This is a genomic window from Pseudoalteromonas agarivorans, assembly GCF_024518735.1.
GTDB lineage: Bacteria > Pseudomonadota > Gammaproteobacteria > Enterobacterales > Alteromonadaceae > Pseudoalteromonas > Pseudoalteromonas atlantica.
Genome location: NZ_JANIGJ010000005.1, coordinates 69,033 through 95,488, shown reverse-complemented (window position 1 = coordinate 95,488; position 26,456 = coordinate 69,033). Strand labels below are relative to the sequence as shown.

The following is a 26,456-nucleotide window of genomic DNA, read 5'->3' as shown; positions in this document are numbered from 1 at the left end:
TGTACCTAAAATTTTTAAAAGTTATAGCAATCTGCTTATATATGGGTTTATTTAATGTAAACAAAATCACGCTACAGCTAGGCAAAAAAAAGCCCCAAACAATAATGCTTAGGGCTTTTACTTTCTAGAACGTGTTACATGTTACTTATTCTACGCTGTCTGTAATTGTGCGCGTTACACTCATTTTAAAGCCTGAACTGGTTGTCTCATCGTGCTCTAAAATTAAGATATAGTTACCTTCTTCGGTAAAATCTATATCGCTTTGTTGAATTAACACTATTTGCTGGCCGTTATCCTCGTATACGGCATACACAGTGTAAGCTTCATCATCTACATCAATTTCTTCTTGATCGTATCTATCTAAGCCATCAATTACATTGGTGGCGTCATCAACAGTTTCACCATTTAAGGTAAAGTACACGTCAACTTCGCTTACTGTTTGCCCTGCGTAGCTTTCAATTAAGTTAACAACCGAAATAGTATGGCTGTAGCTGCTAGGTGTTAGGTTTTCCTCAACACTCATCATGCGTAAACCATTATCGACATCGTTGTAAAAAACGCCTACCGCACTTTGCTCGCGCTCTAGGGTCATTAAAAAGTTATCGGCAAGCTTAGTGCCCTCTTCGTCGTACATTGCAACGCTGTAACTGTTTGGCGAAAGCTCAATGTAATCGGTGTAGGTATCGCTTGCTACCGTATTAGTATCGTTAACTGTGGTGCCACGGGTCGTGCTAAAGCTAACTGGCGAGTAATCGTCAACGGTATTTATAAAGCGCAATTGGCCTAACGCTGATTGGTGCTTTAGTGCTGTAACATAGTTATTGTCAGTCACAATATCGAGCGTGATACCGTTTTCTTCTGTTGCATAGCTTGGGCGGATCATGGCTACGTAGCTTTCTTCATCGTAAAAATAAACCGACTCCGACTCATACACTACATCAGTGCTACCCGCCTCAGTGATATAAATTGTGTAGTAACCCTCATCAAGGGTTTGTAAATCTAGTTCACTTAAATACTGTGTTGATGTAAATAGTTCAGCACTTTCAAATACGCCATCATCGGTTGCTAGGTAAATATCGTAGCTAGTGTCTTCACTGGTGATATTGTAAAAACCTAAGTTAAACTCATCTGTATCACTTGAAATGGGCACACTTAGCTCTGTGAACGTAGGTTCGTCAAAGTTACCGCTCATTACAATTAGTTCGGTTTTGTCACCTTTGATTGATACTTCTTGTTCGCTAATTGTAATGTAGCTGTCGTTTGCATCTAAGTATTCAAAGCTTAAATCGTAAGTGCCGGTGCTGTAATTATGACGCGTGGTTACATCAGCAAAATCAGTGCCTGAGCGCTCAGTTTCGTCTACAAATAAACGCGTATATGGGCTGTTATAAGAGCCATTATATAATTGTACGTAGCCTGTATCACTTGAGCCGTCGCTGCCGCCACAACCAACTAGAATAGACATTAAACTTAGAGGTAAAGCAGCTTTCAACAGAGAGTTGGTCATTAAAGTTTCCTTATTATTAAAATCACTATTATGACTTCTTTGCTGCATTTTAATTTCATAGTTTACAAAGTATTACCCTTGCTGACAGTTCTTTACGAAAACGTAAAAAAGTGTATTAAATGTGCAAATAATAAGGACGTATTTTTACAAAAAAAAGATTTACGGGGCTATTTCAAATCTGTCTCGGCCATTATTTTTAGCAAGATACAACGCCATATCTGCGCGTTTCATTACTTTATCGAGGGGCTCGTTGGGGGTTTGCAGCGCCATGCCAATACTTACTGTAAGGTGCTTAGCCTGCTTAACATTAACACTGTGGGCGATGCTGATTAATTGCTGACAAAACTCAGCCGCTTGGCTTATATTGCTAGTAGGTAAATAGCCACCAAATTCCTCACCACCGAGGCGCGCAAATTTAGCGTTATTAACAAATACATGATTGTATTTAGTGGCTAGTTGCTGAAGCACTAAGTCACCTTCATCGTGTCCAAACTCATCATTAATTGCCTTAAAATGGTCAATATCAACAATTATAATAACATAAGGCGTGGCGGAGGCGGTTTTAACATGCCGATAAAAATAACGCCTATTATGTACTTGTGTTAAGTCATCAGTAATTAGTTCGCGCGCTAAACGGTTATGAATACTTTGCACAAAGCGCATGGTTTTAAATAAGCCATAGGCGGTAAAAAGCATTCCCATGGTTCTGCATAAGTCTTCAAAATAAACACTCATCCAATAGGGCTGCACAACTAATTCATCTATTACATCGGCCGTTGTGCCCATACTCCATAACAATAAACCCAATGTAGAAAACACATACGCTTGTTTTGAAAGCTCAGAGCACTGCACTATCCAAAATAAAAATATAAGCACAACAAGGTTGCAAAAGTCGGTAGTAAAACCGTACACGTTATTTTGCACATCTAAAGGGGGGAAAGTATTTAAAGCATAAAGTGAGAAAACAATAATGTAGAGCAGTAACGCTATACTTACCGCCTTGTTTATCCAACTCATTTTATAAAAGTTAGACAGCCTAACGGTAAGTTTTACAGTTTCAATCATAGGGTGGCGCTTCTTAGTGCGTTATTAACAAACTATAGCACACCAGAAAAAACCGTTATAAAAGGTTACCTTACCCTATACTTGCTGGGTTATTTCACCACCTTGTATACAAAAGCTTGAGCAATGTAGGCTCAAATACAACGCAAAGCTAAAAACCCATATTTGCATTATGTGCCCACACAGTTTCAGTCTCGCTGAGCAGCTTACTTACCTATACCAACCAAGTATAAAACTATATTAAGGTGCTAAGGCCCCATAAAGCTAATATTAAAATAGTAATAGCAATCATCGCTTTAGTTTTGTGTTTACTGATTATTTGCTCGGCTTTATTACCTGCGTAATATACAACAACAGCTAAACTAAAATAGCGAATTGAACGAGCAATACCAGAGGCTAATAAAAACAAACCAATAGAGTATTTCGTAGCCCCAGCGGCAAGCATCGCAATTTGAAACGGAATGGGCACTATGCCCAGCGTCATTACAAACCAAAAACCTTGGCTTTGCATTTGCTGCTTAACATTTTCAAATTGCTCTTGGCTTGAAAACATTTCAATAACCCAGTCACCTATAGCGTCAAATAGGTAATAACCCAGCGCATAGCCAAATAAAGCACCAATCACGCACCCAACTGTAGCCATAAGCGCTATTAACCAAAGCTTTTCACGACGTGCTTGCATAAGAGGCACAAGCACTGCTTCAAGCGGAATAGGGACTATCGTAGATTCTAAAAACGACGCTACGGTAATGCCTGTTAGCATATGTTTAGAATCTATAAAGTGCCGTGTTTTTTCTTTTAGTTTTTTTTGAATAGCCATGTAAATCCTTTTTTGCTTGTGATGAAAAGCCGTTGCTCAATGGGTTAATTCTTACATATTTACGTTAATACACGCTGAAAACAGTTAAAGATTTAACAGCCACATAACTGTTAACAAATTAGCAATATTTATAAGAATATTTTATTATGTGCCAATGCAGTTAAATACCTACCGAAGCAGTTAAAATTTATGCCAAGTGCACGTTTTATTCCCTTTAGAAAACAAGATATTGTTGATATGTGCAGCGCTGAGCTCACAAACAACTCAGAGCAAACATCGTTTAAACAATTTTGCGATTTATTAGCAAGCCTTATCCATTACGATTACCATTCAACACTTGAGTCGCTCAAAAATAACTACGCGCCCTTTGATCCCAATAGCGATACGCGATCTTTAGCGCCAGTATCAGCTGATCAAAAAGCGCAGTGCCAACGCGAATTTGCTAAAGATTTTGCTAAGGTACTTAATGCAGCTAACTTTGAAGTGATCACCCATCAAGACCTGCAAGATGCACTCAACGAAGAATCCCTTTTTAAAGTACGCCTTGAGGTAGAGTTTGACGACTTTGAAGAAGTGGTTTTTTACCGCCGTGGCGAATCACAACTCACTGAAACCATAACCAGCTTTTGGGGCTTGCGTAAAAAGCCCCTGCACTTTACCAATTACGACCGCGTTGCAGTGTTTATTCGCTTTAAAGATAAAGCCTACTTTGAGGCTAAAAATAAAACGCCTTTAGGGTTTGAGCCAAGCTCTACCATAGTTAAGCTGTTTCAAAATGTACCAAAAGCCGACCTTGAAATGCTATTTCCGAATAGCGAAGTGCGTATGCGCCCTATTGATAAAGTGATTATTGGCTCATCGGCTTTAGTAGGCGGTGCTGTGGTATTAATCACTAAGCTTGGCGCATCTATTTTATTGTTATTTGCTTTGTTTGCTTTTTGGGGTGGCTTTAGAAGTGAGGCCGTAGAAATGACCCAACAACACTTTATTACCTTTGCTATTGGGATGGGGGTTTTTGGCAGCTTTATTTTTAAAGAGTGGAGTAAATTTAAAAACCGTAAAATTAAGTTTATGAAAGCGCTAAGCGATAATCTTTACTTTAAAAATCTAGATAACAACGCCGGTGTTTTTCATACCCTTATAGACGCCGCCGAAGAAGAAGACATAAAAGAAGCCCTGCTGGCCTTCACGTTTTTACTAAAATCAGAAAGTGGCTTAAGCGCACAAATACTTGATGAGCAAATAGAGGCGTGGTTTAAAACAAAGTATAAATGCGAACTCGACTTTGAAATTAGCGACGCGCTTGAAAAGCTCACTCGGATGCGTTTAGTAACCTGCACTAACAATTTGTATAGTGCAATAAATTTAGATCATGCAAAAACTATTTTGGATGAGCGCTGGGATAATCTGTTTCAATATAATTAAAATGTTTAAAACAACTTTTTTCTAAACTCAGTGGGTGACACGCCCACTGATTTTTTAAACCGTTTAGAAAAATTAAATATATTAGGATACCCCACATAAGCAGCAATATGGGCAACCGGCCAGCGGGTATTTAGTAGCAAGTTTTTAGCCCGTTTAATACGTAAGTAAATAAGCTGCTGCATTGGGCTTTTACCAAATTGCGCTTGGCATAACCTATGTAAATGCGGTGCTGAGTAATGTACTTGTTCGCACATAGCCTCTATTGTCCAATCAAACTGCAGGCGCTCTTCTACTTCTAAAAACAAGCTGGTTAATCTGTTTTGCCCGCCTATTTGCGGCTCGCTTTGAAGCGTATTATTTAAGTAATGGCTTAAAATAGGCATTACGCCTTCGCGCAAAGTAGTGTTTGCCTCGCTGTATAAAAGCTCCATAGCTAAATGTAATGGCGCTAACTGCTGATTAGTTAATACTTTAGCGTGCGCTAAATTTAAATGTTGCCAACGTTTAGTGTTTGCAAGGTTTAGCCAAATCACATCCCATTTTTCGCTCGCTATTTCAACCTCAAAACTTTGCCTTGCAGGCAATATAGCTAAGCTATTTTCGGCAAGTGTATATTGGTTATTAATGGTTTTTAGCGAGCCCTGGCCAGCCAAAGTATAAAAAAGAGTGTGTTCAAGCGGGTTAGTACGTGCAACACAATAGTCACCCAATAAATTTGAGCAACCTGCCAGCTCTATTTCAAGGCTTGGCATTTGCGAAAGCGTGGCTAAATCAATAAACCGCTCTGTACACTCTGGGCCAATATCGAGTACATCTACAATGGTGTTGCGCATAATTTAAAATGATAGTTTTGGATAAATAAAAGAGAGCTTTAAGCATAACTGCAACGCATTATTTTAGCTATATTTAAGCCACTATAATTGCCACACATGCAATAGGACACGAATGAACTCACTACAGCACATAATTAACCGCCGTGATTGGGAAAACCCAATTTCGGTGCAAGTTAATCAAGTAAAAGCGCACAGCCCACTTAATGGTTTTAAAAGCGTTGACCATGCCCGTACAAACACCCAATCACAAAAACAAAGTTTAAACGGCCTGTGGGATTTTAAATTATTTGATAAACCCGAAGCGGTTGATGAGTCATTGCTAAGTGAGGCACTCGCCAGCGACTGGCAAAGTATTCCAGTGCCTTCTAACTGGCAACTACACGGCTTTGATAAACCTATTTATTGTAATGTTAAATATCCCTTTGCCGTAAACCCGCCATTTGTACCAAGCGATAACCCAACAGGTTGCTATCGTACTGAGTTTACTATTACGGCGGAGCAATTAGCGCAGCGTAATCATATTATTTTTGAAGGCGTAAACTCGGCGTTTCACCTTTGGTGTAACGGGCAATGGGTGGGCTACTCGCAAGATAGCCGCTTACCAAGCGAATTTGATTTAAGCAAACTGTTAGTGGCTGGCAGCAATCGCATTGCGGTTATGGTTATTCGCTGGAGCGATGGCAGTTACTTAGAAGATCAGGACATGTGGTGGCTAAGTGGCATATTTCGCGATGTTAATTTACTTACTAAACCGCAGCACCAAATACGCGATGTATTTATAACCCCAGATTTAGACGCCTGCTATCGCGATGCCACTTTGCATATAAAAACCGCAATAGATGCACCAAATAACTACCAAGTCGCAGTACAGGTTTTTGATGGTGAACAGGCACTGTGTGAACCACACATACAAAGCACTAACAATAAGCGCGTTGATGAAAAAGGCGGTTGGAGCGATGTCGTATTTCAAACAATTGATATACAAAACCCTAAAAAATGGACCGCCGAAACCCCGACCTTATACCGCTGTGTTGTAAGCCTGTTAGATGAGCAAGGCAACACAGTAGACGTAGAAGCCTATAACATTGGCTTTAGAAAAGTAGAAATGCTTAACGGGCAGCTTTGCTTAAACGGCAAGCCGCTGCTTATTCGCGGTGTTAATCGCCACGAACACCACCCAGAAAACGGCCACACGGTGAGCACTGCCGACATGATTGAAGATATTAAGCTGATGAAGCAAAATAACTTTAATGCTGTACGTACCGCTCACTACCCTAACCACCCTCGTTTTTACGAGCTGTGTGACGAGCTAGGTTTATACGTAGTAGACGAAGCCAATATAGAAACTCACGGTATGTTTCCTATGGGTAGGCTTGCCAGCGATCCGCAGTGGGCTGGCGCATTTATGTCGCGCTATACGCAAATGGTTGAGCGCGATAAAAACCACCCCTCTATTATTATTTGGTCATTGGGAAATGAGTGCGGGCACGGTGCCAACCACGATGCGATGTACGGCTGGTCTAAAAGCTTTGACCCATCGCGCCCCGTGCAATACGAAGGTGGCGGCGCAAATACCACAGCAACCGATATTATTTGCCCTATGTACGCCCGTGTAGATACCCATGTTGCCGACGACGCCGTACCTAAATACTCTATTAAAAAATGGTTAAGCCTACCGGGTGAAACGCGCCCACTTATTTTATGTGAGTACGCCCATGCAATGGGTAACAGCCTAGGTAGCTTTGACGATTACTGGCAAGCATTTAGAGAATACCCGCGTTTGCAAGGTGGCTTTATTTGGGATTGGGTAGACCAAGGTTTATCTAAAACAGATAAAAACGGTAAGCATTACTGGGCTTACGGTGGCGACTTTGGTGATGAACTAAATGACCGCCAATTTTGTATTAACGGCTTATTATTCCCAGACCGTACACCGCACCCAAGCCTGTTTGAAGCTAAATACAGCCAACAACATTTACAATTTACGCTGCGAGAGCAAACTCAAAACCAATACACCGTTGATGTATTTAGCGATTATGTATTTAGAGCAACCGATAACGAAAAACTTATTTGGCAGTTAATAGAAAATGGCCAATGTGTAGAACAAGGCGAGCAAGTTATTAATATTGCTCCGCAAAGTACGCAAACGCTAACTATTAATACAAAAATGGTGTTTAAAGCAGGTGCGCAATATCACCTTAATTTAGATGTTGCACTGATTAACGACTCAAGCTTTGCAAGTGCCGAACATGTATTAAACACCGAGCAATTTAAGCTTATAAATAGCCAAAGTTTAAGCGCTGATACATTTTCGCCTGCTTTAGCAAACGCCTCAACGCACGGCGCACTAAATATTAGTGAAACCGATACGCAGATAAGTATTGAAGGCGATACCTTTAAACTTGTGTTTAATAGCCAATCAGGCCTTATTGAGCAATGGTTACACAATCAAACCCAAGTTATTAAAAGCCCATTTGTTGATAATTTTTACCGCGCCCCGCTTGATAACGACATAGGCGTAAGCGAAGTAGACAACCTAGACCCTAACGCATGGGAAGCACGCTGGTTAAGAGCGGGTATTGGGCAGTGGCAGCGTACATGTCGCTCGTTTGAAGTAGTGCAATCAACCGTAGATATACGTATTACCTGTGTATTTAGTTATGAATTTAATGGCGCAGTACAAGCAAAAACAACATGGCTTTATACACTTAATAATACCGGTGAAATTAACTTAAATGTTGATGTACAACTAAACGATACTCTCCCACCCATGCCACGCATAGGGTTAAGCACAACGCTTAATAAACCAAGCGATACACAAGTAAATTGGCTTGGTTTAGGCCCATTTGAAAACTATCCAGATCGCAAAGCGGCTGCGCGCTTAGGGTATTACAGCGCACAATATAATGAGCTACATACACCGTATATATTCCCAACCGATAATGGCGTACGTAGTGATTGCCAATTACTTAGCATTAATAATTTAACCGTGACTGGTGCGTTTTTATTTGCCGCCAGCGAGTACTCACAAAGCATGTTAACGCAAGCAAAGCACACCAATGAGCTAGTAGCTGATGATTGCTTACATGTACATATTGACCATCAACATATGGGGGTTGGCGGCGATGACTCGTGGAGCCCAAGTACCCATAAAGAGTATTTACTAGAGCAAAAGCAATACAACTACTCTTTAAAATTTAGTGCTAAATAAAACAGCGCTTAATCCATACAAAAATAGCGGCTAATTTAGCCGCTATTTTTTTAACACTGAATTGTTATTTATTACTACTGAGGCAGCGATTTGTTCGCTAACTTTTTAGCAATTACGTTATCAACAGATAAGCTACCTGCCCCTTGTATAGCCAGTGCAGCCGTTGCAACTAACAAAGTAAGTGCGAACTCATAGCCGTTGTTTGCTACAAATAAACCATGACTAATGTGCACGCTAAATATCGCAATCAGCATAGTAAACGCCGTTACTACAGCCGCTGGGCGCGTTAATAAACCAATGGCTAAGGCAATGCCGCCAAAAAATTCAGCGCTGCCTGCCATCATTGCAAGCCAATAGCCTGGCTCAAGGCCAATGCTTGCCATCCACTGCCCTGTGCCTTCAAGGCCGTAGCCGCCAAACCAAGCAAATAATTTTTGTGCGCCGTGCGCTGCTAAAATTAAACCAACGGGTACACGTAAAATAAGTGCTGCCATGCCTGCGTTAGAGCTTAATAATGAGTGTAAGTATTTCATAGTGTGATCCTATTTTATTGTTAATAAGGCTAGTAACCAATGAGTACAGTTTACTATCATCATTTAAAACAATTAATACGAATATTATTGCCAAATTATCAACATGGTGTTTTTAATTGCTTAACTAAGTTGCGCCTATTTTGTACTTAGCGGGCATAAACACCTCAGGAGCTAGTTTAATAGCGCACTTTTAAGCGTTATTAAACAGTAAACTAATAGCTAAATAGCCCGGCTCTGCTAGTATAAAAAAAGTAGTAAAAATTGGACCCGCTTATGAGCTATAAAGGTAATAGATTGACGTTTTTCCCACCTAAAAATAAGGGGGCGCTCTTTTTTGTTTTCATTACTTTGCTCGCGTTATTTATTACTTTTGATTCTCATGCTGCCGATACATGTAAAATAAAGCACTTAAACTCACCCACGCCTGCCTCTGTGCTAAAGGTAAATACTCCTTCTGAACTCACTGCTCAACGCGGTGTTAATCAATACCAAATAAGTTGCTCTGTTAAAAACGGTGGCGTACTAAGCTTTTTACGCCCGGGGTTAGATAGCTTTACTTGGCAGCAAAACAACACTGTAAAAGCGCCCTTAAAAGCAGGGCAAGTAGCCTACTTAATGGACTTGGGGGCTTTTACAGCCACAATAACATTAGAATCAAAGCTTAATTACACACCGCGGTTTAAATGGCAGCCAACTCACATTTATTTTAAAAAAGCGCAGCAACATTCGCTGATTATGGGCTCATTTTATGGGTTGTGCATTACGCTTATTTTTTATGTATTAATAATGGGGCATAGACTTAACGAAAGTGTATTTAAGCTCTACAGCATTTACATTTTTTGTATTGGCAGCTTTATTTTACTCCAAGAAGGGCAACTGTATTTATTTGTAACGCAGCATGTCTCTGGCGTTATTTTTAACTTATACCTACTTAGCATTGGCTTAACCGTACTAAGTGCCACGTGGTTTATGCTTGCGTTACTAGAGACTAATAAACGCTGGCCTAAATTAACTAAGCTGCTCAAAACATTGGCCTGTACTGTAATGCTATGCGCGGTACTTAAAATGCTCGTTACCGACCTGTTATTTTGGACAATAGCAGGGCATATTATGGCTTATTCTTCGCTGTTTATTGTGGCTGTTATTTTTACTTTAGCAGCCATGCAAGCCCTCAAAGGTGTACGCGAGGCAACACTCGTATTTGTAGCGCTTAGCTTTGTATTAGTAAGTATGATTTTTAGGGTGCTGCTTATTAACCAAAGCCCGTTTATGCAGCGTTATGGGTTTGTGTTAGCGTTTGCGGTTGAATCATTTTTATTAGCTGTTGCGGTTTCAAGGCGTATAAGCCGAATACGAATTGCACAAAAGCGCGCCGAAACCGAAGCCGACTACGACCCCCTTTGTGGTATTTTAAACCGTAGGGGCTGGGCTAAAAAATCATCCGCGCTTATCAATATGCACGCCAAAAAAGGCGGCGTATTATGTTTGATGTATATAGATTTAGACGACTTTAAACAAATAAACGACAGCTATGGCCATGCTGTAGGCGATGACGCTTTATGCAACGTTGCCCGTTGCTTAAAAAGCAGTGTTCGCAGCAGCGATGCTGTAGGGCGCTTAGGCGGTGATGAATTTGTAGTGCTTGCACATTTTTATACTAATGCGCAGGTAAATCCTAAAACTCATCATTTAAAAACCGCCTTAAATAGGCTCACAATAAATCACAACAACGACCCTATAGCCATTAAAGCAAGTATGGGTACTACCGTATTTAGTGAACCGCCCCACTCCATTGATGAAATTTTAAAAGCGGGCGACACCGCCATGTACCACGAAAAAATACAACGAAAGGTTAAACCGCTCACGTTAGTAGATGGCTAAATTTAGGCAATACTGCTTATTGCTATTAAACCGTAGCCGGCTTGGCAAATTGTTTACGGTTTACATAGTGGCTCATAATAATGGTAAATAAAGTTGAGCACACTGCAGCCGCTGCATATACCTGCCAAATCACAAATTCAAACTTAAGCGCGAGTGCAATCACAGCAAAAAACACACACCCCCCTAACGAGCCAATAATGCCGCCGTTAAGCACCTTATACGCCGAGTATTTTTTATCACTTGCATGCGCAATACTGCCCATAACCGCCAAAATTACCGGAAAAGTAGAAAGTAACCCGCTCCACATTGCCCCTATTTTTGCCGATATAAACGTAACTAACATAATAAAGCAGCTGACCAGTAACATTTTTAGCGGCAGCTCCCACGCAGCGGTAAAAGGTTTGGCATCGGGCGCAAATTTTAACTTACTCGATGCCAGCGCAAGCACCAATAAAGTACTGAGCGAGAGCACCGATGCAAAGGCAATATTCACCGGCAATAACAAGGTAAATGCACTAAAAGCGCACCATAGTGTTAATGCAGCAAACAGCGCTTTAACTACCCCATATTTTGCAAGCATGGCAGCATAACAAAAACAAAATAAGCCTATACCGCTCATGCCATACAACGACGCCACAGCCGAGTTACTCGCAAATAACTTACCTTGCTCAAGCGCAATAAAATACGAAATAGGGCCCGATGTAATAGGCAAGCCCGGAATAATACCGCTCACAAAACTGCCAAAGCGTTTTTGAGCAAAGTGAATAAATAATAAAAGTAATGGCGCAATGGTGAGTTTTAACAGCAACATAAATAACTATAAAGAATGAGAGTTGCGCGTTAGTCTACGTTTAAAATTCCGTACTGTAGAGTGAATAAATATCACTCATACGGTGTAATTATTTTCATCTATAGGTACAAAAAAGGCCACTACAAAAGTGGCCTATTCTTTAATAAATATTGCTTACGCTTTTTTAAATAAAACCTCAGGGTTTACCATGGTTTTCATTTCAAGCACGTTGCCGTTTGGATCTTCAATAAAAAAGGTTTCTTGTTCAAACTCATCACCAACAAAGCGGCGATACGGTTTATCTAGGTATTCAAGCCCCGCATCTTCTATACGTTTTTTTAAACCGTTAAATTCATCTTCAGATAAATGAATACCAAAATGCGGTACCGCCACTGCGCCCATATCTACATCGTGGCGAACAGTGGGTAAGCGCTCTTCGCTTTGGTGTAATGTGAGCTCATTACCCCAAAAGTCTATGTCTACCCAGCGCCCTTCTTCGCTGTTCCCTGTTTTACAGCCAAGCACATCACAGTAAAACGTTTTCGCTACTTTTAAATCGCCAGCGGGTATAGCCAAGTGCAAACAGTTAGACATAAATTACCTTTAATCTTTTAAATTTTTATATTAATAACCTCTATTATACATAAAATATAATTTATGAAACATTAACAGCCACAAATAAGCATAGTTAATACCAACCCAGATTAAAAAGTAGCCTTAATAACATTTAATGCTAACACCCACATTTTATTTATTAGAGATAGTTAGAAAGCGTAAAAGGATTAGTTTAAAATGCGCTGCTATGATTAAATTCTTATTTTTAAAATTTATAACCTTCTTTTTAGGCTTTGTAGCCTGCTTTGCCATGCACACAACTTTTGCATTTCCTTTAGTTATTTCGGCGGCGCTTACAGGGCTAATTGGCTCGTTTATTCCTTTTCCTGCTCGGTTTAAAAACCATCCCTATGCGGCTATTTACGCAGGTAGTTTTGCCGGTATGTGCTCTACACACTTAATTACAAGTTATTGGGAAATAGCCATAATTTCTGTTATTGGCGCCAGCTTATATGTGCTTACCATAAATATGTTTACCGGATTTGGCGGTAAGCTTGGCAGTGTTGCCTTTGCAAGCGTGGCTTTATTTATGTTGGCCAAAGGAATGGTTTTATGAATTTAGAATACCCGTTTATAGCCTTATTAGGTGCGTTTTTAACGTTTTACTTAGCCAAACATAATCGTTTTGACGGCATACGTGCATCGGCCTCGCTTTCTATTATTGCTTATTTACTATTAAGTGCTTTAAACCTAAACCCCGACTTATACTCAGTCGTGTTTTTTGGCGGCACATTTATAGGCATGAGCGCCCCACACCGATTTGGTATTTATACCGTGGCCAGCTCATCTATTTTATTTTCGTTTTTATTTGAATACCTAGTACCAAAGCTTGATGGTTATGGTGGTGCCTTAGGTGTGAGTGCGTTTTTATCTATTTGTATTTGCCACATGTTTATTTTACTCGGAGCGCCAAGAAGTAAAAAGCCAAGCTCTTAAAAGCAAGCTAAAACCAGTAAGTAACTTGTTTATTTTATTGCTTAAAGTAAACGCAACATGAAAAAATTCATAGCTAGTTATGTTCCTTTTTTCTACAACTCTGTTAGAATCCTCCGCGATCTTTATTTACCCTAAATAAAGACTAATCGTATATGGATTTATGAATATGAAAAAAATAATCGCAGTAGCAGCACTTTCTTTACTTCCTTTCTCTAACGCAATGGCTGACCAAGATATTGGTTGTGGCCTAGGCTCTATGTTATTTGCTGGTCAGCAAGGTAAAGGCGTTAAAATTTTAGGCGCTACAACTAATGGCACTTCTGGTAACCAAACTTTCGGTATCACATTTGGTACTTTAGGTTGTGACGGTACTGGTACAGTTACTTCTTCTGAAAAAATCGCATTATTCATCGATGGCAATATGGAGCAACTTGCTCGTGATATGTCTCAAGGTGAAGGCGAAACTTTAGCAACACTTGCTGAGGTTTGGGGCGTTTCAGAACAAGATAAAGCAGCATTCAACAAGCTTGCTCAAGCACAGTTTTCTTCAGTATTTACTTCTGAGAACGTAACTTCACAAACAGTGTTAGAAAACCTAAACGCTGTTGTAGCAAGAGATGCACAACTAGCTTCTTATACTCTTTCTTAATCAGCTAAATTAGCCGGTTTTATATGTATAAATAAAGCCGCTAGAGTATCCTCTAGCGGCTTTTTTATGATTTAGTGATTATGAAAAAAATATTATTTACCTTGCTAGCCATACTTTTTAGTACGCATTCACATGCTAAAAGTATTGAAAAAAGTACCTTAGCCACACACCCTTATTGGCTTAAACTGGGCCACTACAGCAATACCACATTAGGTAGCTTTAAAAGCGAAGTAGATAGCGCCGAGTTTTTTTTATCGCCTACAGGTAAAACCAGCCCAGTAGATGAGCTAAATGCCACCATTAACGCATTTAATGCCAATAAAAGCAGTCAACAAAAATACAGCTGCCAATTTCCAGCTCGCTACACATGGCTAAAATCAAAAATTAAAAACAATTGGCCTGCTCTTGATTGCGCTGAGCTTAAGGCCTGGCAACAAGTCATTAATCCTAAAGGGGTTACGCTTGTATTCCCTACAGCATTTATGAACAGCCCTTCTTCTATGTTTGGGCACACTTTGCTGCGCATCGACGCTAAAGATCAAACCCGTAGTAAAGAGCTAATTGCCTTTGCTGTAAACTTTGCGGCAGAACCTGATGGCTCAGATAACGCTGCTATGTACGCATTAAAAGGCCTTATTGGTAGCTATCCGGGTAAGTTTTCGCTTATGCCGTATTATAAAAAAGTACGCGAATATAATGATTTAGAATCACGCGATATTTGGGAATACAAACTCAACTTAACCGAGCAACAAGTTGAGCTGGTGTTACTGCATTTGTGGGAGCTACAAAACGCCACTTTTGATTACTTTTTTATAGACGAAAATTGCTCCTATCAGTTACTCGCGTTACTGCAATTAGCAAATGAGGAGCTTAACTTAACCTCACAATTTAATATGCAGGCTATTCCTTCAGACACTGTTGCCGTGTTAAGGGATAACAATTTACTGCAAACGCCAAATTATCGTCCCGCCTTTGGCACTAAGTTATTCCACTATTCAACACAATTAAGTGACCAACAACTAAGTGATGCCAGAGCCCTTATGCAAGGCAAGCCATTAAATACACGTAATTACTCGCAGCAAGAACTTGTTGCCATATTAGAAATGGCGTACGAATGGTTAAATTTTGAATTTTACGAAAAAGCACTTAACCGTGAGGAAATAGCCCCTCGTCTTACTAAGTTACTTTTAATGCGCAGTAAGTATGCGGTTCCTTCACCTTTGTCTAAGCCGACAAAGCCTAAAGCATCACCAGAGCAAGGCCATGGCTCTTCAAGGCTAACGGCTAAAAGAGTGCAAAATAATAACCAGCAAAACACCACCAATGTAGCTTATCGCCTTGCTTATCATGATTTACTAGACAGACCCGCAGGCTTTATACCCGGTGCACAAATTAGCTTTTTTGACTTATCAGCCAACCTATCAGATAGCGGGAATAGCCAGATTGAGCACTTTTACTTACTTGATGCTATGTCGCTTGCCCCCGATAACCGTGTATTTGATAGCTGGTCGTGGAATATAAAAATGGGCCTTGATAGGCAACCAAGCCCAAACAAACGCTCTGGCCGTTTTTTTACTAAGGGTGGATACGGTAAATCTTATGGCAATCCAAACAGTGTGCATGGCTACATTTTGGGACAGTTTGAGCTAAATACTGGAGATATTACTAACCAGCTCAGCGTTGGATTAGGCAGTGAGGCGGGCGTTATTTGGCAAGTAAATAACAATCACAAACTAGCCCTTACAGGTAATATGTTTTGGCTAAGCGATAGTAATGCTAATAACCACAGCGAAGCTGCCCTAACCTGGAGCTACGCGCTGTCGCGTAATATAGCACTTCGCAGCCAAATAAAGCACGAAAAATGGCACAGCCATAATACTGCGGCTAGTTTTGCGGTGCAGTTTTACTTTTAAGTCTGTTATTTAACTTTAACACTACTGGTTGGGTAGCCAAATAGCACTTTGCATTTAGCTTTTAACCCTTTCGCCGTGTAGGTACTTTTTAATAAATGAGCCCACTGATGAAACGTTATTATTAGTGGGTTATTGCTATTTAGCTGCCCTACTATGCCGTATTTACAGGGCTGATTTTTGTCTTCTTCTACAAAGGTGCCAAATAACTTATCCCAAATAATAAGTACACCTGCAAAATTTTTATCAAGGTAGCGTTTATTAATTGCATGATGCACCCTGTGGTGCGATGGCGTATTAAATACGCTTTCAAACCAGCCTAACTTAGCCACTATTTGCGTGTGCACAAAAAATTGATACGCCAAATTAAGTGCCACTACGCTAAATACAGTTAAAGGGTCAAACCCGAGCAGTATCATAGGTAGCCAAAATACCCACATGCCGGCTACTGGGTACATTATGCTTTGCCTAAACGCAGTGGTAAAATTCATTTTAGTGGAGCTGTGGTGCACCACATGCGCAGCCCACAACCAATGAATATGATGCGACGCACGATGAAACCAATAGTACAAAAAATCTTGCAGTAAAAATGCAAAAGCAACGCTTAATACACTTAGCTTTATATCAAATAAACGGTACTCGTAAAGCATGTAAAAAAATGGCATAAGTAGCAGCAGTGCCATTGCATCTGCGCCTTGGTGCAACAAGGCTAAAACGGTGTTTGCTAGGCTGTCTTTTATATTGTAATAGCGCTTAAATTTTACAAATTCAAAGCATACAAACACTAAAAACACAGGGCTTAGGGCAAGTAAAATAATTTCTGAGTTCATACTTTGCCCACCATAAAGTAATGCTGCAGTTTATTTAATGCCTGGGTTATATCTTTACTAATTAAGTGTTTTAGCAAAGCATTTGGCAGCCACCACGGCGCTTTGCAGCGTATACAATAATTAAGCTCGGTAGTGTTACTTTTAGCGCCTGTATTAGCAACTAAATAAATATCACCTTGATGGTTTGCCACAGGCTTATTGCCTACTATTTGGTAGCAAATGTGGCTGGGGTTAGCCATTATTATACGCTCATTAAACGTGGCATTTGCCATTTTTACTTGCCTAATAGCGCCTTTACCGCCTTTTAGCTCACCGCTATTTGCTGTTGTTATTAGCTCAAACTTGGCATTAAAAAAACGATCTAACTGCTGATGATCCAACAAGGTGGTTATTATTTGCAAAGGATCTGCATTAAGCGTTTGTTTTATTGATATAAAGATCATTGTTTACAGCGAAGATAATTACTCATGTAACTAGCATATAAAAATTGAACATGGCAAGCTTGCTCATACACGACCATTTTTTAGCTTTAGACGACAAATGCATACACTGGCTGATCATTACTTTTCAAGCATTTTAGATTACTTGCAAACCCAAGGGATTGATTCTAATACGGCTCTTAAGGCAATCGGGTTTACTGAATTTAGTCGCCAGCATAGTCAGCAATTAGCACCCCGTATTAGTTTACAAAGTTACAATGCGCTGCTTGTGTACGGCCAAAAAGTGCTAAACGATGCGCTGTTTGGTTTTACTTTAGGTATGCACATTCGCCCCGCAGATTACGGTATATTGGGCTATTTAATAGAATCGAGCGATACCCTAAGTAGCGCTATTAAGGCACTGTTAAATTACGACAGCTTAGTGGCAGATATTGGTAAAGCGCAGTTTTTGCAAACTGCAGACACCGCTACGGTGCGCTGGCATGCTCATCCTCATTGTAATGAACAAGTAGTATTACGAAACATGACTGCGTGGGTAAGCGTTATTCGCCAATTAATAAACGCATCGCTTTGCCCAAGCAGTATCAGCTTTATACATAATTGCCCTAAAAGGCACACACAACTGTTAGAGGCGTGGTTTAAATGCCCCGTTATAAGCGGCGCAGCGCATAACCAAATAAACTTTCCGAGCAGTTATTTAAACCTTGCCTTTAAAACCGATAACGCCATTGTAAATGCTACATTTAAGCAGCTTTCACAACAGCAGCTATCGCGTTTTAAAAGTCAGCTGTGCCTAACAGAAAAAGTTAAACAGCTACTTATTGCAAAAACAACATTACAAAATTGCCAGCTTATTGCAGTTGCAAGCGCACTGAACGTAACACCGCGCACACTACAGCGACATTTAAAAAAACAACATGTAACCTTTGCGCAATTGCTTGAACAAGAAAGAAAAAGCCGCTCCCACACATTAATTGGCACGCTCCCACTTAGCGAACTAGCTAACCTGTTAGGCTTTAAAGATCAGAGCTCGTTTAATCGTGCTTTTTTACGATGGCACCATTGCACACCCACACAATTTTTAAAACGTAAATGAATCGCAGTGTTATTCACATTAAATAAACATTTATGGTATACCTTTTAATCAACACTCTTTAAACTAGAGCGCATAATAATTAAAAATGTGGGTTATATTTGTGCGTGTAGTATTAAGTATTTTTGTGTTTATGCTTTATAGCGCCATGTGCAACGCACAAACCATTACCTTTGTAGCAGAAGATCTCCCGCCTTATCATTTTATAAATGAAAATAACGAACCCGACGGCGCATTAGTCGATTTAGCCAAAGCCACCATTAAACACACAAAGCTATCCGCCAAGTTTGAAATAATTCCTATGGCGCGTATTTTTACAATGCTTGAAAACAACCCAAATGCAATTGCGTTGTCTCTTTTAAAAACCCCCATTAGAGCAAGGCAATACACCTGGCTAGGTGAGTCATACTTTGCCGATGCTTATTTAGTTAGCTTAAAAAACCGTACTGATGAAGTTACCCACCTTAATCACGCAAAATTTTACCAAGTGGCCACAATACGTGGCTATTCAAGTGCCACCTATTTGAAAAACGCCGGTTTTACCGAAGACAAAAACCTAGTTCTTGTAAGCTACTATCAGCAACTGTGGCAAATGCTTTATAAAAAACGCATCGACTTTGTACTAACCAATACACTTACATTAAATAACGAGCTAAAGCACTCAGGCCTAAATCCCAATTTAATAACTAAGCGAATTCATTTAACCGACTACCCTTCAAAATTATATTTTAGTGCCAACAAAACCCTAGATAAACACACCGCAAGCGCTATTAGCCATGCACTTAACACGCTAAAAGAAAACGGCGAATATCAGGCTATTTTAACCAAGTGGCAGCTACCGCTTCCGGCTACTGCCAACAAGTTGTAATAAACAGGGTCTATAATTTTAGCAACGCAAACACTGCTAGTTGGCTATGCGAACAATTAAAACACCTCAGGGTATAAAACTCAGTTACCAAGACGAAGGCGATAAAAAAGCCCCCGCAATCATACTTATTATGGGTTTAGGCGCACAAATGACCGTGTGGCCGGACTCGCTTTACTACACCTTAGTAAAAAAAGGCTTTAGGGTTATACGCTTTGATAACCGCGATACTGGCCTATCTACCCATTTAGAGCATCACCCTAGCCCGAGTTTATTTAAATCGTGGTTAAGTAAACGCCTGCCCATACGCACGCAAACGCCCTATTTACTTGATGATATGGCAAACGATGTATTGGCGCTTATGGCGGCGCTTAAAATAAAAAAAGCACACTTTGTAGGTGCTTCTATGGGCGGTATGATTGCTCAGCTAATTGCAGCTCAACATAAAAAAAAGGTGCTAAGTTTAACCACTATTATGTCAAGCTCTAGCCTGCCAAGGCTGAGTGCCAAAAGCATTGGCGTATTTATAAAGCTTGCCAAATTAAAGCCCAAAACATCCAGCCGTGATGAGGCAATAAACTACAACATTAAACTTAACCAACTTATTGGCAGCCCCGCTTACCCTCAATCAGAAGACGCACTTCGCCATCATGCAACGCAAATTGTAGAGCGCTCGCATAATCCAAGTGGCTACAAACGCCAACTTATTGCTATGGCCGCGAGTAAAGATAGGCAACATTTAATTCGTAAAATTAAAACGCCTACTTTAGTAATTCATGGCAGCGACGATGTGGTAATACCCGTAAGTGCAGGCAAAAAAACGGCAAGCCTTATAAAAAAAGCCAAGCTAAGAGTAGTCCCTGGGATGGGCCATAACTTTGCGCCAGAACTTATGCCCCTTATGACTAAGTGGATAGTTAAGCATGTAAAAAAAGCGCAGCGCAAACACCTAAATAAAAAACGTAAAAAACAACAGCAACAAAAAACCACATTGGTATAACCAAAAGTGCAATATAAAAACTACACGAACAAAAATTGGTAATGTTGATATTTTAAATTGGTATGTTAGATTAAAGTTAAGCGAAGTTAATATCGCTCATTTTTAATATCATCACACAGAGACAACAATGAAAAATCTAACATCTACTTTTAAACTCACAGCACTGGCTGCTGTTACCCCTTTGCTATTTATGGGCTGTGCCAGCACAAGTACACCTGTTGATAGTAATGTCGCAGTACCTGCGTCAAAATTTGATTTATCGCAATGGAAAATAAACGTACCTGTAGATCTTAATAACGATGGAAAAATAGATACCGTAGACGTAGAAGAGATCCAAACCTACGCGCACCCTGATTTTTTCTACCTTGATGATCAAGGTTATATGGTATTTACCTCGCCAAACAAAGCGCTTACCAGTGCAAATTCAACCAATACCCGCAGTGAACTAAGACAAATGATCCGCGGCACCAATACCAAAATAAAAACTAAAAATTCAAAGAATAACTTTGCCCTAGCTGTACACCCGCTATCGGAGCGCTTTGGCTCGGTAGGCGGAAAAATGGAAGCCACCCTAAAGGTGGATCATGTTGCACTTCGCGCTAACGATCCTAATAAAAAAGCCGCTTATTCTGTGGTGGTAGGGCAAATTCACGCAGGTAAAGATCAAGCTTTAATAGATACAAAACTGGGTTTTGGCTGGGGTAACGAACCACTTAAAATTTATTATAAAAAATGGCCTGGCCATAAAACCGGATCTGTTTTTTGGAATTACGAACGTAACTTACCAAAAAAAGATCCTAACCGAACCGACATTACATACCCTGTGTGGGGTAATACCTGGGAAAACTCGGACGATCCCGGTGCGACAGGCATAGCGCTTGGCGAAGACTTTAGTTACACAGTAAACGTGCATAAAAACATGATGTACTTAACCTTTAGCGCCCAAGGCAAAAAAGACGTTAACTACGCAATTAACTTAGGCAATAACGTAGATGCCTATGGCAAGGTAGATGAAAAAGATCACCCTAATGGCTATGCTGCCGATTGGCATTACTTTAAAGCGGGTGCTTATAACCAATGTAGCACCAAAAGCGCTAAAGGCATTTGGTACCCAGGTTGTTTAGGCACGGGCGATTGGGCCACCGACAAGCAAAATGGTGATTACGCCCAAGTGAGCTTTAAAAAATTAGTATTAAGCCCATCAACTAAACCGTAAGCGTTGTTGTAGTTAAGTAGTTTTTAAGTGATGTAAACAGTGGCGATGGTAAATTATTAATGTCGCACCAGCGCCACTGCATACATTTATTTGGCTCGTTTAGCACAGGCTCGCCGCCCTCGTAATCGGCTTTTACGTATAAAGTAATGTAGTGTTTATTCTCAGCACTAAAAATATCGTTAGTAAAATCAAGCTTAGTAATTTTACTCACATTTAGCCCTGTTTCCTCAAATACCTCGCGTATTGCGCACTGCTCAACACTTTCACCAAATTCTAAATGTCCACCAGGCGTTGCCCATGTATTTGCACCATGCGCCCCTATTCGCTCACCTAATAAAACAGTATTTTGGCGCATTATAATAACCGCAACCCCTACTCTTACTACGTTACTCATATTGTGTTTTCTCTTATTTTAATTGCGCGCCATGCTGAGCCACACGCTTTGTATTGTCAATTTTGTATTTTAAAACCCAAAGTGTTGTTTAACTTTTAGCCGACCATAGTCGAATACCTATCGGTTAAAAAAAAGCCTACCTTTTGTAAGGTCTCTCACACACATTTAGTATTAGGAGCCCACTATGTTAGGCCCATATAAACAACAATACGAAAGCTTTAAACAAAACCCAGCACAATTTTGGCTTGAACAAGCAAAGCGCTTACCTTGGTATAAAAAGCCCGATCACGCCTACACACAAGACACTGACGGCCTTTACCATTGGTTTGATGATGGCCAACTAAACACCAGTTTTTTAGCGCTCGACCAACACGTTATTGCCGGTTTTGGCGAGCAAACCGCGCTTATTTACGACTCCCCCGTTACCAACACGCAGCAGAAGTATAGCTACTACCAGCTACAGCAAGAGGTAGCTAAATTTGCCGGTGTAATGCAATCGTTAGGCGTTAGTAAAGGCGACCGCGTTGTTATTTATATGCCCATGATCCCCCAAGCTGTAATAGGCATGCTGGCCTGCGCCCGATTAGGCGCTATACACTCTGTGGTATTTGGTGGCTTTGCAGCGCATGAACTCGCCGTACGTATAGACGATGCTAAACCTAAACTCATACTGAGCGCTTCGTGCGGTGTAGAGGTAGATAGCGTAATAGAATATAAACCGCTGATTGATCACGCCATAGATCTTGCCAATCATAAAATAGATCACTGCGTTATTTACCAGCGCGAACAAGTAGCAGCCACGCTTATCCCCACAAGAGATATTAACTGGGATGAGGCAATGCAAACAGCCATTGCAGTAGAGCCAGTACCTGTAAGTGGGCGTGATCCTCTTTATATTTTATATACCTCAGGCACCACAGGTACGCCTAAAGGCGTAGTGCGTGAAAACGGCGGCCATGGTGTTGCTATGCACTACAGCATGGAAACCGTTTACGGCATGCAGCCCGGCGAGGTGTTTTGGGCTGCCTCAGATATAGGCTGGGTCGTTGGGCACTCCTATATAGTGTATGCCCCGCTAATTTATCGCTGTACAACAGTGTTGTTTGAAGGCAAACCAGTTCGCACACCTGATGCCAGTGCATTTTGGCGAGTAGTAGAGCAATACCAAGTAAATGCATTATTTACAGCGCCCACTGCGTTTAGAGCCATCAAAAAAGAAGACCCAAATGCAGAGGGCTTTAAGCAGTACAACACCAGTAGTTTAAAACGACTATTTTTAGCTGGCGAGCGGCTCGACCCGCCAACGTACAACTGGCTAAAAGAAAAAACCAACCTGCCAATACTCGATCACTGGTGGCAAACTGAAACCGGCTGGGCCATTGCCTGTAACCCCGTAGGCATAGAAGAATTAGTAACAAAACCAGGTAGCTCTACCGTGCCAACTCCTGGGTTTGATGTGCAAATATTGAATATGCAAGGCGAGCAATGCGCACCAAACGAGCAAGGCGTGGTGGCTATAAAATTGCCGCTGCCGCCAGGTTGCTTACCCACCATTTGGCAAAACACAGCGCGCTTTAAAACCGGTTATTTAACACAGTACCCGGGGTATTATCTTTCCGGCGATGGTGGTTACATAGATGACGATGGTTACCTATTTATAATGGGCCGTACAGACGATGTTATAAACGTAGCAGGCCATAGGCTTTCAACCGGCGAAATGGAAGAAATAGTCGCATCCCACCCAGCCGTTGCAGAGTGCGCGGTGTTTGGGGTTACCGATACACTAAAAGGCCAATTACCGATGGCCATGATCGTACTTAAAAACGACTTTACCGGCTCCCCTACCGATGTAGAGCAAGAGCTTGTGCAAACAGTACGCAACCAAATAGGCGCTATAGCGTGCCTTAAAACGATAGTAAGCGTAGAGCGATTACCAAAAACACGTTCAGGTAAAATACTACGCAAAAATTTACGTCAACTGGTCGATGGCGACGAACTACAAATTCCTTCAACCATAGACGACGCCGGTATTTTTGAAGAAATAAACCAGCAGCTCACCCTGCGTTAAATCCAACCTAACAAAGCCATTTTATATTTAAAATAAAATGGCTTTTACTTTGACTGAAATTTTATACTCATTAGCACTTTCTTACTTAATGCTAGGGTCTGTTGATCTTTTAAGGTTAAATTTGCAGCTGTCTGTTTGGTATTTAGGCAAGGCAGAGCCTATGATAGTGTGGTTGTTCCCCACAAATAGGCGATAACGTAGCATTAATGCCAAACAGGCGCTGCCCAAAGGGTTCTTCCTAGGGGCTATTTACTCTTTGTTGCCTACATGGATGTAGGTAAAGGGCGTAAGCAGGACGCGGAAGCTTTGCTCGGCTTTTACTTAGCCCACTAGGTTACAAACCTCGCGCCGCGATTAAATAGCCCCTAGTTTGAACAAATTTTAATCCGCAAAGGTCAACAGACCCTTAGAACATTAAACAGGATTGTGCATGCTTCGCTTATTACAAACACTACTTGCCACCAGCCTACTATTTACAGGTTTTATGGCGCAAAGTTACGAAATTGAAGATTTAGGCGATGGCCTCCACCGCTTTATTGACGACAGACACCGCTCGGTATTTTTAATCACTCCACAAGGTGCAATAGTTACCGACCCACTAAATAAAAAAGCTGCCACGTGGTTAAAGGAGCAAATTAAAACTCGCTATAACGTACCCGTTAAATACGTTGTATACAGCCATAATCACAGCGACCATATTTACGGCGCAGAGGTATTTAAAAGCCCGCACACAACCTTTGTTGCGCACAAACTTACCGCGCAAGATATTAAAAACACGAAAATAAAAACGGTTATGCCTAACCTTACTTTTGATGATGAACTAATACTTAGCCTTGGCGGCTCAACCTTAAAACTTAACTACCACGGCCCTAACGATGGCCGAGGCTCAGTAAGTATGCTGTTCGAAAAACAAAAAACACTCTTTGTGGTCGACTGGATAGTCATTGGCAGAATGCCATGGCAAAAACTGTGGAGCTACGATATTCAAGGTATGATTAATTCAACCCAAGCGGTATTAAATTACGACTTTAATACCTTTGTGGGCGGCCATGCCGATATGGGTAATAAAGCCGATGTAGCACGTTACTTACGCTATATAGAGAAGCTTTACAGCCAAGTAACCGCAGGCGCACTTGCAGGGCAAAGCCTAGAGCAAATAAAACAAAACGTTAAGCTCGATGAATTTTCAGATTTAAAGCAATATAAAGCATGGCTGCCACTTAATATTGAGGGCGTATACGAGCGCCTTATGGAAGAGTCGGGCATGGGCTGGCGCAGCGATTTATAAATTGTATGTGTATGCATTTATAGCTTAAATACAAGTGCATACGTATTCACATTGAATTAACAACGCAAGCTTGTGATAGTGCACTTTTTGTATGCTAAGGCGCCACCATGAAATTAGTTGCTTTACTGTTTAGCTTATCAATATTTGTAGTGCATACCAGCTATGCAAATACGCCCACAGTGCAAGTAAGCAAGGGCCATATTGAGGTGATCGACAATATAGAATCACAGTTTGTAAAAAACCGTTTTTTAAATGTATGGCTACCGCCAGGTTACAACAAAAACACCACCTACGATGTACTTTACATGCACGATGGCCGCATGCTGTTTGATGCCAATAGCACATGGAACAAGCAAGAATGGCGCGTAGATGAAGTAGCCGGCTCATTAATAGAGCAAGGCAAAGTACGCCCATTTATTGTGGTAGGCATTCCAAACGCCGTTGAAAACCGCCACAGCGAATACTACCCACAGCAACCGTTTGAGGCCTTAAGCAAGCAAAAGCAAAACGCCCTATACCAGTTAGAAAAATACCCAGGCCACAAATTATTTGCCTCTAAGGTTTACTCAGATAACTACTCACGCTTTTTAGTTAAAGAAGTTATTCCTTACATAGAGTCTAACTACAACGTAAATAAAGGCGCGCGGCACCGCTATATTGGTGGCTCTAGCATGGGTGGGCTTATATCGTGGTATACACTACTTAATTACCCTAACGAATTTGCAGGTGCTATTTGTATGTCGACCCACTGGCCGGGTATTTTTAGCCACGACGACGAAGTATTTGCCGAGTTTAAAAATTACATTGCCAACAACATCGAAAAGCTGAGTAACCAAAAAGTGTATTTTGATTATGGCGACAGCACTTTAGATGCCATGTACCCTAAGCTACAAGCGCAAATTGATGATTTATTTATGGCGCAACAATACCCAGCAAAGCTATGGCAAAGCCAGTATTTCCCGGGGGAAGATCACACCGAAAACGCGTGGGCAAAACGCTTACACATTCCCCTTGAGTTTATGTTTAGAAAAACCAAACAAGCTGCAGCCGAGTAATCATTTACAAGTATTATCCTATCAGTAATCACAAA

The 26,456-nt window shown here is 40.8% G+C and carries 24 protein-coding genes; 14 read left to right on the top strand and 10 right to left on the bottom strand.

Translation table 11 applies throughout. The features are described from left to right. Positions 1-145: 145 nt before the first annotated feature. From NQT65_RS10585 to NQT65_RS10575, 3 genes are all read right to left on the bottom strand, one after another. Positions 146-1,507 carry a DUF4397 domain-containing protein gene (locus NQT65_RS10585; protein WP_121637898.1) on the bottom strand — a complete coding sequence of 454 codons (1,362 nt, stop codon included), beginning with the start codon at positions 1,505-1,507 and terminating at the stop codon, positions 146-148. Between the two features lie 159 nt (positions 1,508-1,666). Then, positions 1,667-2,572: a GGDEF domain-containing protein gene (locus tag NQT65_RS10580; RefSeq protein WP_256851159.1), complete on the bottom strand. Its 906-nt coding sequence runs from the start codon at positions 2,570-2,572 to the stop codon at positions 1,667-1,669. 232 nt (positions 2,573-2,804) lie between these two features. Then, positions 2,805-3,389, bottom strand: coding sequence for a YqaA family protein (locus tag NQT65_RS10575; protein WP_029772950.1), 585 nt, complete (start codon positions 3,387-3,389; stop codon positions 2,805-2,807). A 189-nt stretch (positions 3,390-3,578) separates the two neighbouring features. Here NQT65_RS10575 and NQT65_RS10570 point away from each other — a divergent pair, with 189 nt between their 5' ends. Further along, positions 3,579-4,814, top strand: coding sequence for a TMEM143 family protein (locus tag NQT65_RS10570; RefSeq protein ID WP_256851158.1), 1,236 nt, complete (start codon positions 3,579-3,581; stop codon positions 4,812-4,814). A gap of 5 nt (positions 4,815-4,819) precedes the next feature. Here the strand turns inward: NQT65_RS10570 and NQT65_RS10565 are convergent, their stop codons facing one another. Beyond that, positions 4,820-5,647, bottom strand: a complete 828-nt coding sequence (locus NQT65_RS10565; RefSeq protein ID WP_256851157.1) for an AraC family transcriptional regulator — start codon at positions 5,645-5,647, stop codon at positions 4,820-4,822. A 112-nt stretch (positions 5,648-5,759) separates the two neighbouring features. Between NQT65_RS10565 and NQT65_RS10560 the strand changes: the two genes are divergently transcribed. Next, a complete protein-coding gene (locus NQT65_RS10560) occupies positions 5,760-8,858 on the top strand; it encodes a beta-galactosidase (protein ID WP_256851156.1) in 3,099 nt (1,032 codons plus the stop codon). Between the two features lie 74 nt (positions 8,859-8,932). Here the strand turns inward: NQT65_RS10560 and NQT65_RS10555 are convergent, their stop codons facing one another. After that, entirely contained in the window at positions 8,933-9,391 is a 459-nt protein-coding gene (locus NQT65_RS10555; RefSeq protein WP_004586061.1) for a DoxX family protein, read from the bottom strand. A gap of 294 nt (positions 9,392-9,685) precedes the next feature. Between NQT65_RS10555 and NQT65_RS10550 the strand changes: the two genes are divergently transcribed. Beyond that, positions 9,686-11,272 carry a sensor domain-containing diguanylate cyclase gene (locus tag NQT65_RS10550; protein WP_256851155.1) on the top strand — a complete coding sequence of 529 codons (1,587 nt, stop codon included), beginning with the start codon at positions 9,686-9,688 and terminating at the stop codon, positions 11,270-11,272. A gap of 25 nt (positions 11,273-11,297) precedes the next feature. Here the strand turns inward: NQT65_RS10550 and NQT65_RS10545 are convergent, their stop codons facing one another. Together NQT65_RS10545 and NQT65_RS10540 are read right to left on the bottom strand one after the other, a co-directional pair. Next, positions 11,298-12,083, bottom strand: a complete 786-nt coding sequence (locus NQT65_RS10545; RefSeq protein WP_232423966.1) for a hypothetical protein — start codon at positions 12,081-12,083, stop codon at positions 11,298-11,300. 153 nt (positions 12,084-12,236) lie between these two features. Continuing rightward, entirely contained in the window at positions 12,237-12,656 is a 420-nt protein-coding gene (locus NQT65_RS10540; protein WP_024033213.1) for a VOC family protein, read from the bottom strand. A 271-nt stretch (positions 12,657-12,927) separates the two neighbouring features. Here NQT65_RS10540 and NQT65_RS10535 point away from each other — a divergent pair, with 271 nt between their 5' ends. From NQT65_RS10535 to NQT65_RS10520, 4 genes are all read left to right on the top strand, one after another. Next, entirely contained in the window at positions 12,928-13,233 is a 306-nt protein-coding gene (locus tag NQT65_RS10535; protein ID WP_256851228.1) for a hypothetical protein, read from the top strand. After that, on the top strand, positions 13,230-13,613 hold the full coding sequence (locus tag NQT65_RS10530) for a hypothetical protein (protein ID WP_024033215.1): 384 nt from the start codon (positions 13,230-13,232) through the stop codon (positions 13,611-13,613). The genes NQT65_RS10535 and NQT65_RS10530 overlap by 4 nt, the downstream gene beginning before the upstream one ends. A 166-nt stretch (positions 13,614-13,779) precedes the next feature. Further along, complete coding sequence (locus NQT65_RS10525) at positions 13,780-14,262, top strand: DUF3015 domain-containing protein (protein WP_256851154.1); 483 nt, start codon at positions 13,780-13,782, stop codon at positions 14,260-14,262. An 80-nt stretch (positions 14,263-14,342) separates the two neighbouring features. Further along, the gene (locus tag NQT65_RS10520) at positions 14,343-16,175 is read left to right on the top strand and encodes an Lnb N-terminal periplasmic domain-containing protein (RefSeq protein ID WP_256851153.1); all 1,833 of its coding nucleotides are present in this window, start codon (positions 14,343-14,345) and stop codon (positions 16,173-16,175) included. Between the two features lie 5 nt (positions 16,176-16,180). Here the strand turns inward: NQT65_RS10520 and NQT65_RS10515 are convergent, their stop codons facing one another. Together NQT65_RS10515 and NQT65_RS10510 are read right to left on the bottom strand one after the other, a co-directional pair. Continuing rightward, the gene (locus tag NQT65_RS10515) at positions 16,181-17,002 is read right to left on the bottom strand and encodes a sterol desaturase family protein (RefSeq protein ID WP_096740120.1); all 822 of its coding nucleotides are present in this window, start codon (positions 17,000-17,002) and stop codon (positions 16,181-16,183) included. Beyond that, positions 16,999-17,445 carry an SRPBCC family protein gene (locus NQT65_RS10510; RefSeq protein ID WP_256851152.1) on the bottom strand — a complete coding sequence of 149 codons (447 nt, stop codon included), beginning with the start codon at positions 17,443-17,445 and terminating at the stop codon, positions 16,999-17,001. Before NQT65_RS10510 ends, NQT65_RS10515 begins: the two co-directional genes overlap by 4 nt. A gap of 97 nt (positions 17,446-17,542) precedes the next feature. Here NQT65_RS10510 and NQT65_RS10505 point away from each other — a divergent pair, with 97 nt between their 5' ends. The 4 genes from NQT65_RS10505 (at position 17,543) to NQT65_RS10490 (ending at position 21,616) form a co-directional block, all read left to right on the top strand. Then, positions 17,543-18,538 carry an AraC family transcriptional regulator gene (locus NQT65_RS10505; RefSeq protein WP_256851151.1) on the top strand — a complete coding sequence of 332 codons (996 nt, stop codon included), beginning with the start codon at positions 17,543-17,545 and terminating at the stop codon, positions 18,536-18,538. Between the two features lie 94 nt (positions 18,539-18,632). Beyond that, a complete protein-coding gene (locus tag NQT65_RS10500) occupies positions 18,633-19,403 on the top strand; it encodes a substrate-binding periplasmic protein (protein ID WP_256851227.1) in 771 nt (256 codons plus the stop codon). Between the two features lie 46 nt (positions 19,404-19,449). Then, entirely contained in the window at positions 19,450-20,400 is a 951-nt protein-coding gene (locus NQT65_RS10495) for an alpha/beta fold hydrolase (RefSeq protein WP_024033222.1), read from the top strand. 127 nt (positions 20,401-20,527) lie between these two features. Continuing rightward, a complete protein-coding gene (locus tag NQT65_RS10490; protein ID WP_055252782.1) occupies positions 20,528-21,616 on the top strand; it encodes a polysaccharide lyase family 7 protein in 1,089 nt (362 codons plus the stop codon). Here NQT65_RS10490 and NQT65_RS10485 read toward each other — a convergent pair. Further along, positions 21,606-22,010, bottom strand: a complete 405-nt coding sequence (locus tag NQT65_RS10485) for a nucleotide triphosphate diphosphatase NUDT15 (protein WP_256851150.1) — start codon at positions 22,008-22,010, stop codon at positions 21,606-21,608. The two genes, NQT65_RS10490 and NQT65_RS10485, sit on opposite strands and share 11 nt — an antisense overlap. 184 nt (positions 22,011-22,194) lie before the next feature. On the opposite strand from NQT65_RS10485, the gene NQT65_RS10480 reads away from it, so the two are divergent. The 3 genes from NQT65_RS10480 (at position 22,195) to NQT65_RS10470 (ending at position 26,421) form a co-directional block, all read left to right on the top strand. Then, positions 22,195-24,078, top strand: coding sequence for an AMP-binding protein (locus NQT65_RS10480; protein ID WP_256851149.1), 1,884 nt, complete (start codon positions 22,195-22,197; stop codon positions 24,076-24,078). A 430-nt stretch (positions 24,079-24,508) separates the two neighbouring features. Further along, the gene (locus NQT65_RS10475; RefSeq protein WP_029772934.1) at positions 24,509-25,366 is read left to right on the top strand and encodes an MBL fold metallo-hydrolase; all 858 of its coding nucleotides are present in this window, start codon (positions 24,509-24,511) and stop codon (positions 25,364-25,366) included. A 107-nt stretch (positions 25,367-25,473) separates the two neighbouring features. Continuing rightward, positions 25,474-26,421 (top strand): alpha/beta hydrolase, encoded by a 948-nt coding sequence (locus NQT65_RS10470; protein ID WP_256851148.1) that lies wholly within the window; start codon positions 25,474-25,476, stop codon positions 26,419-26,421. Positions 26,422-26,456: the final 35 nt, after the last annotated feature.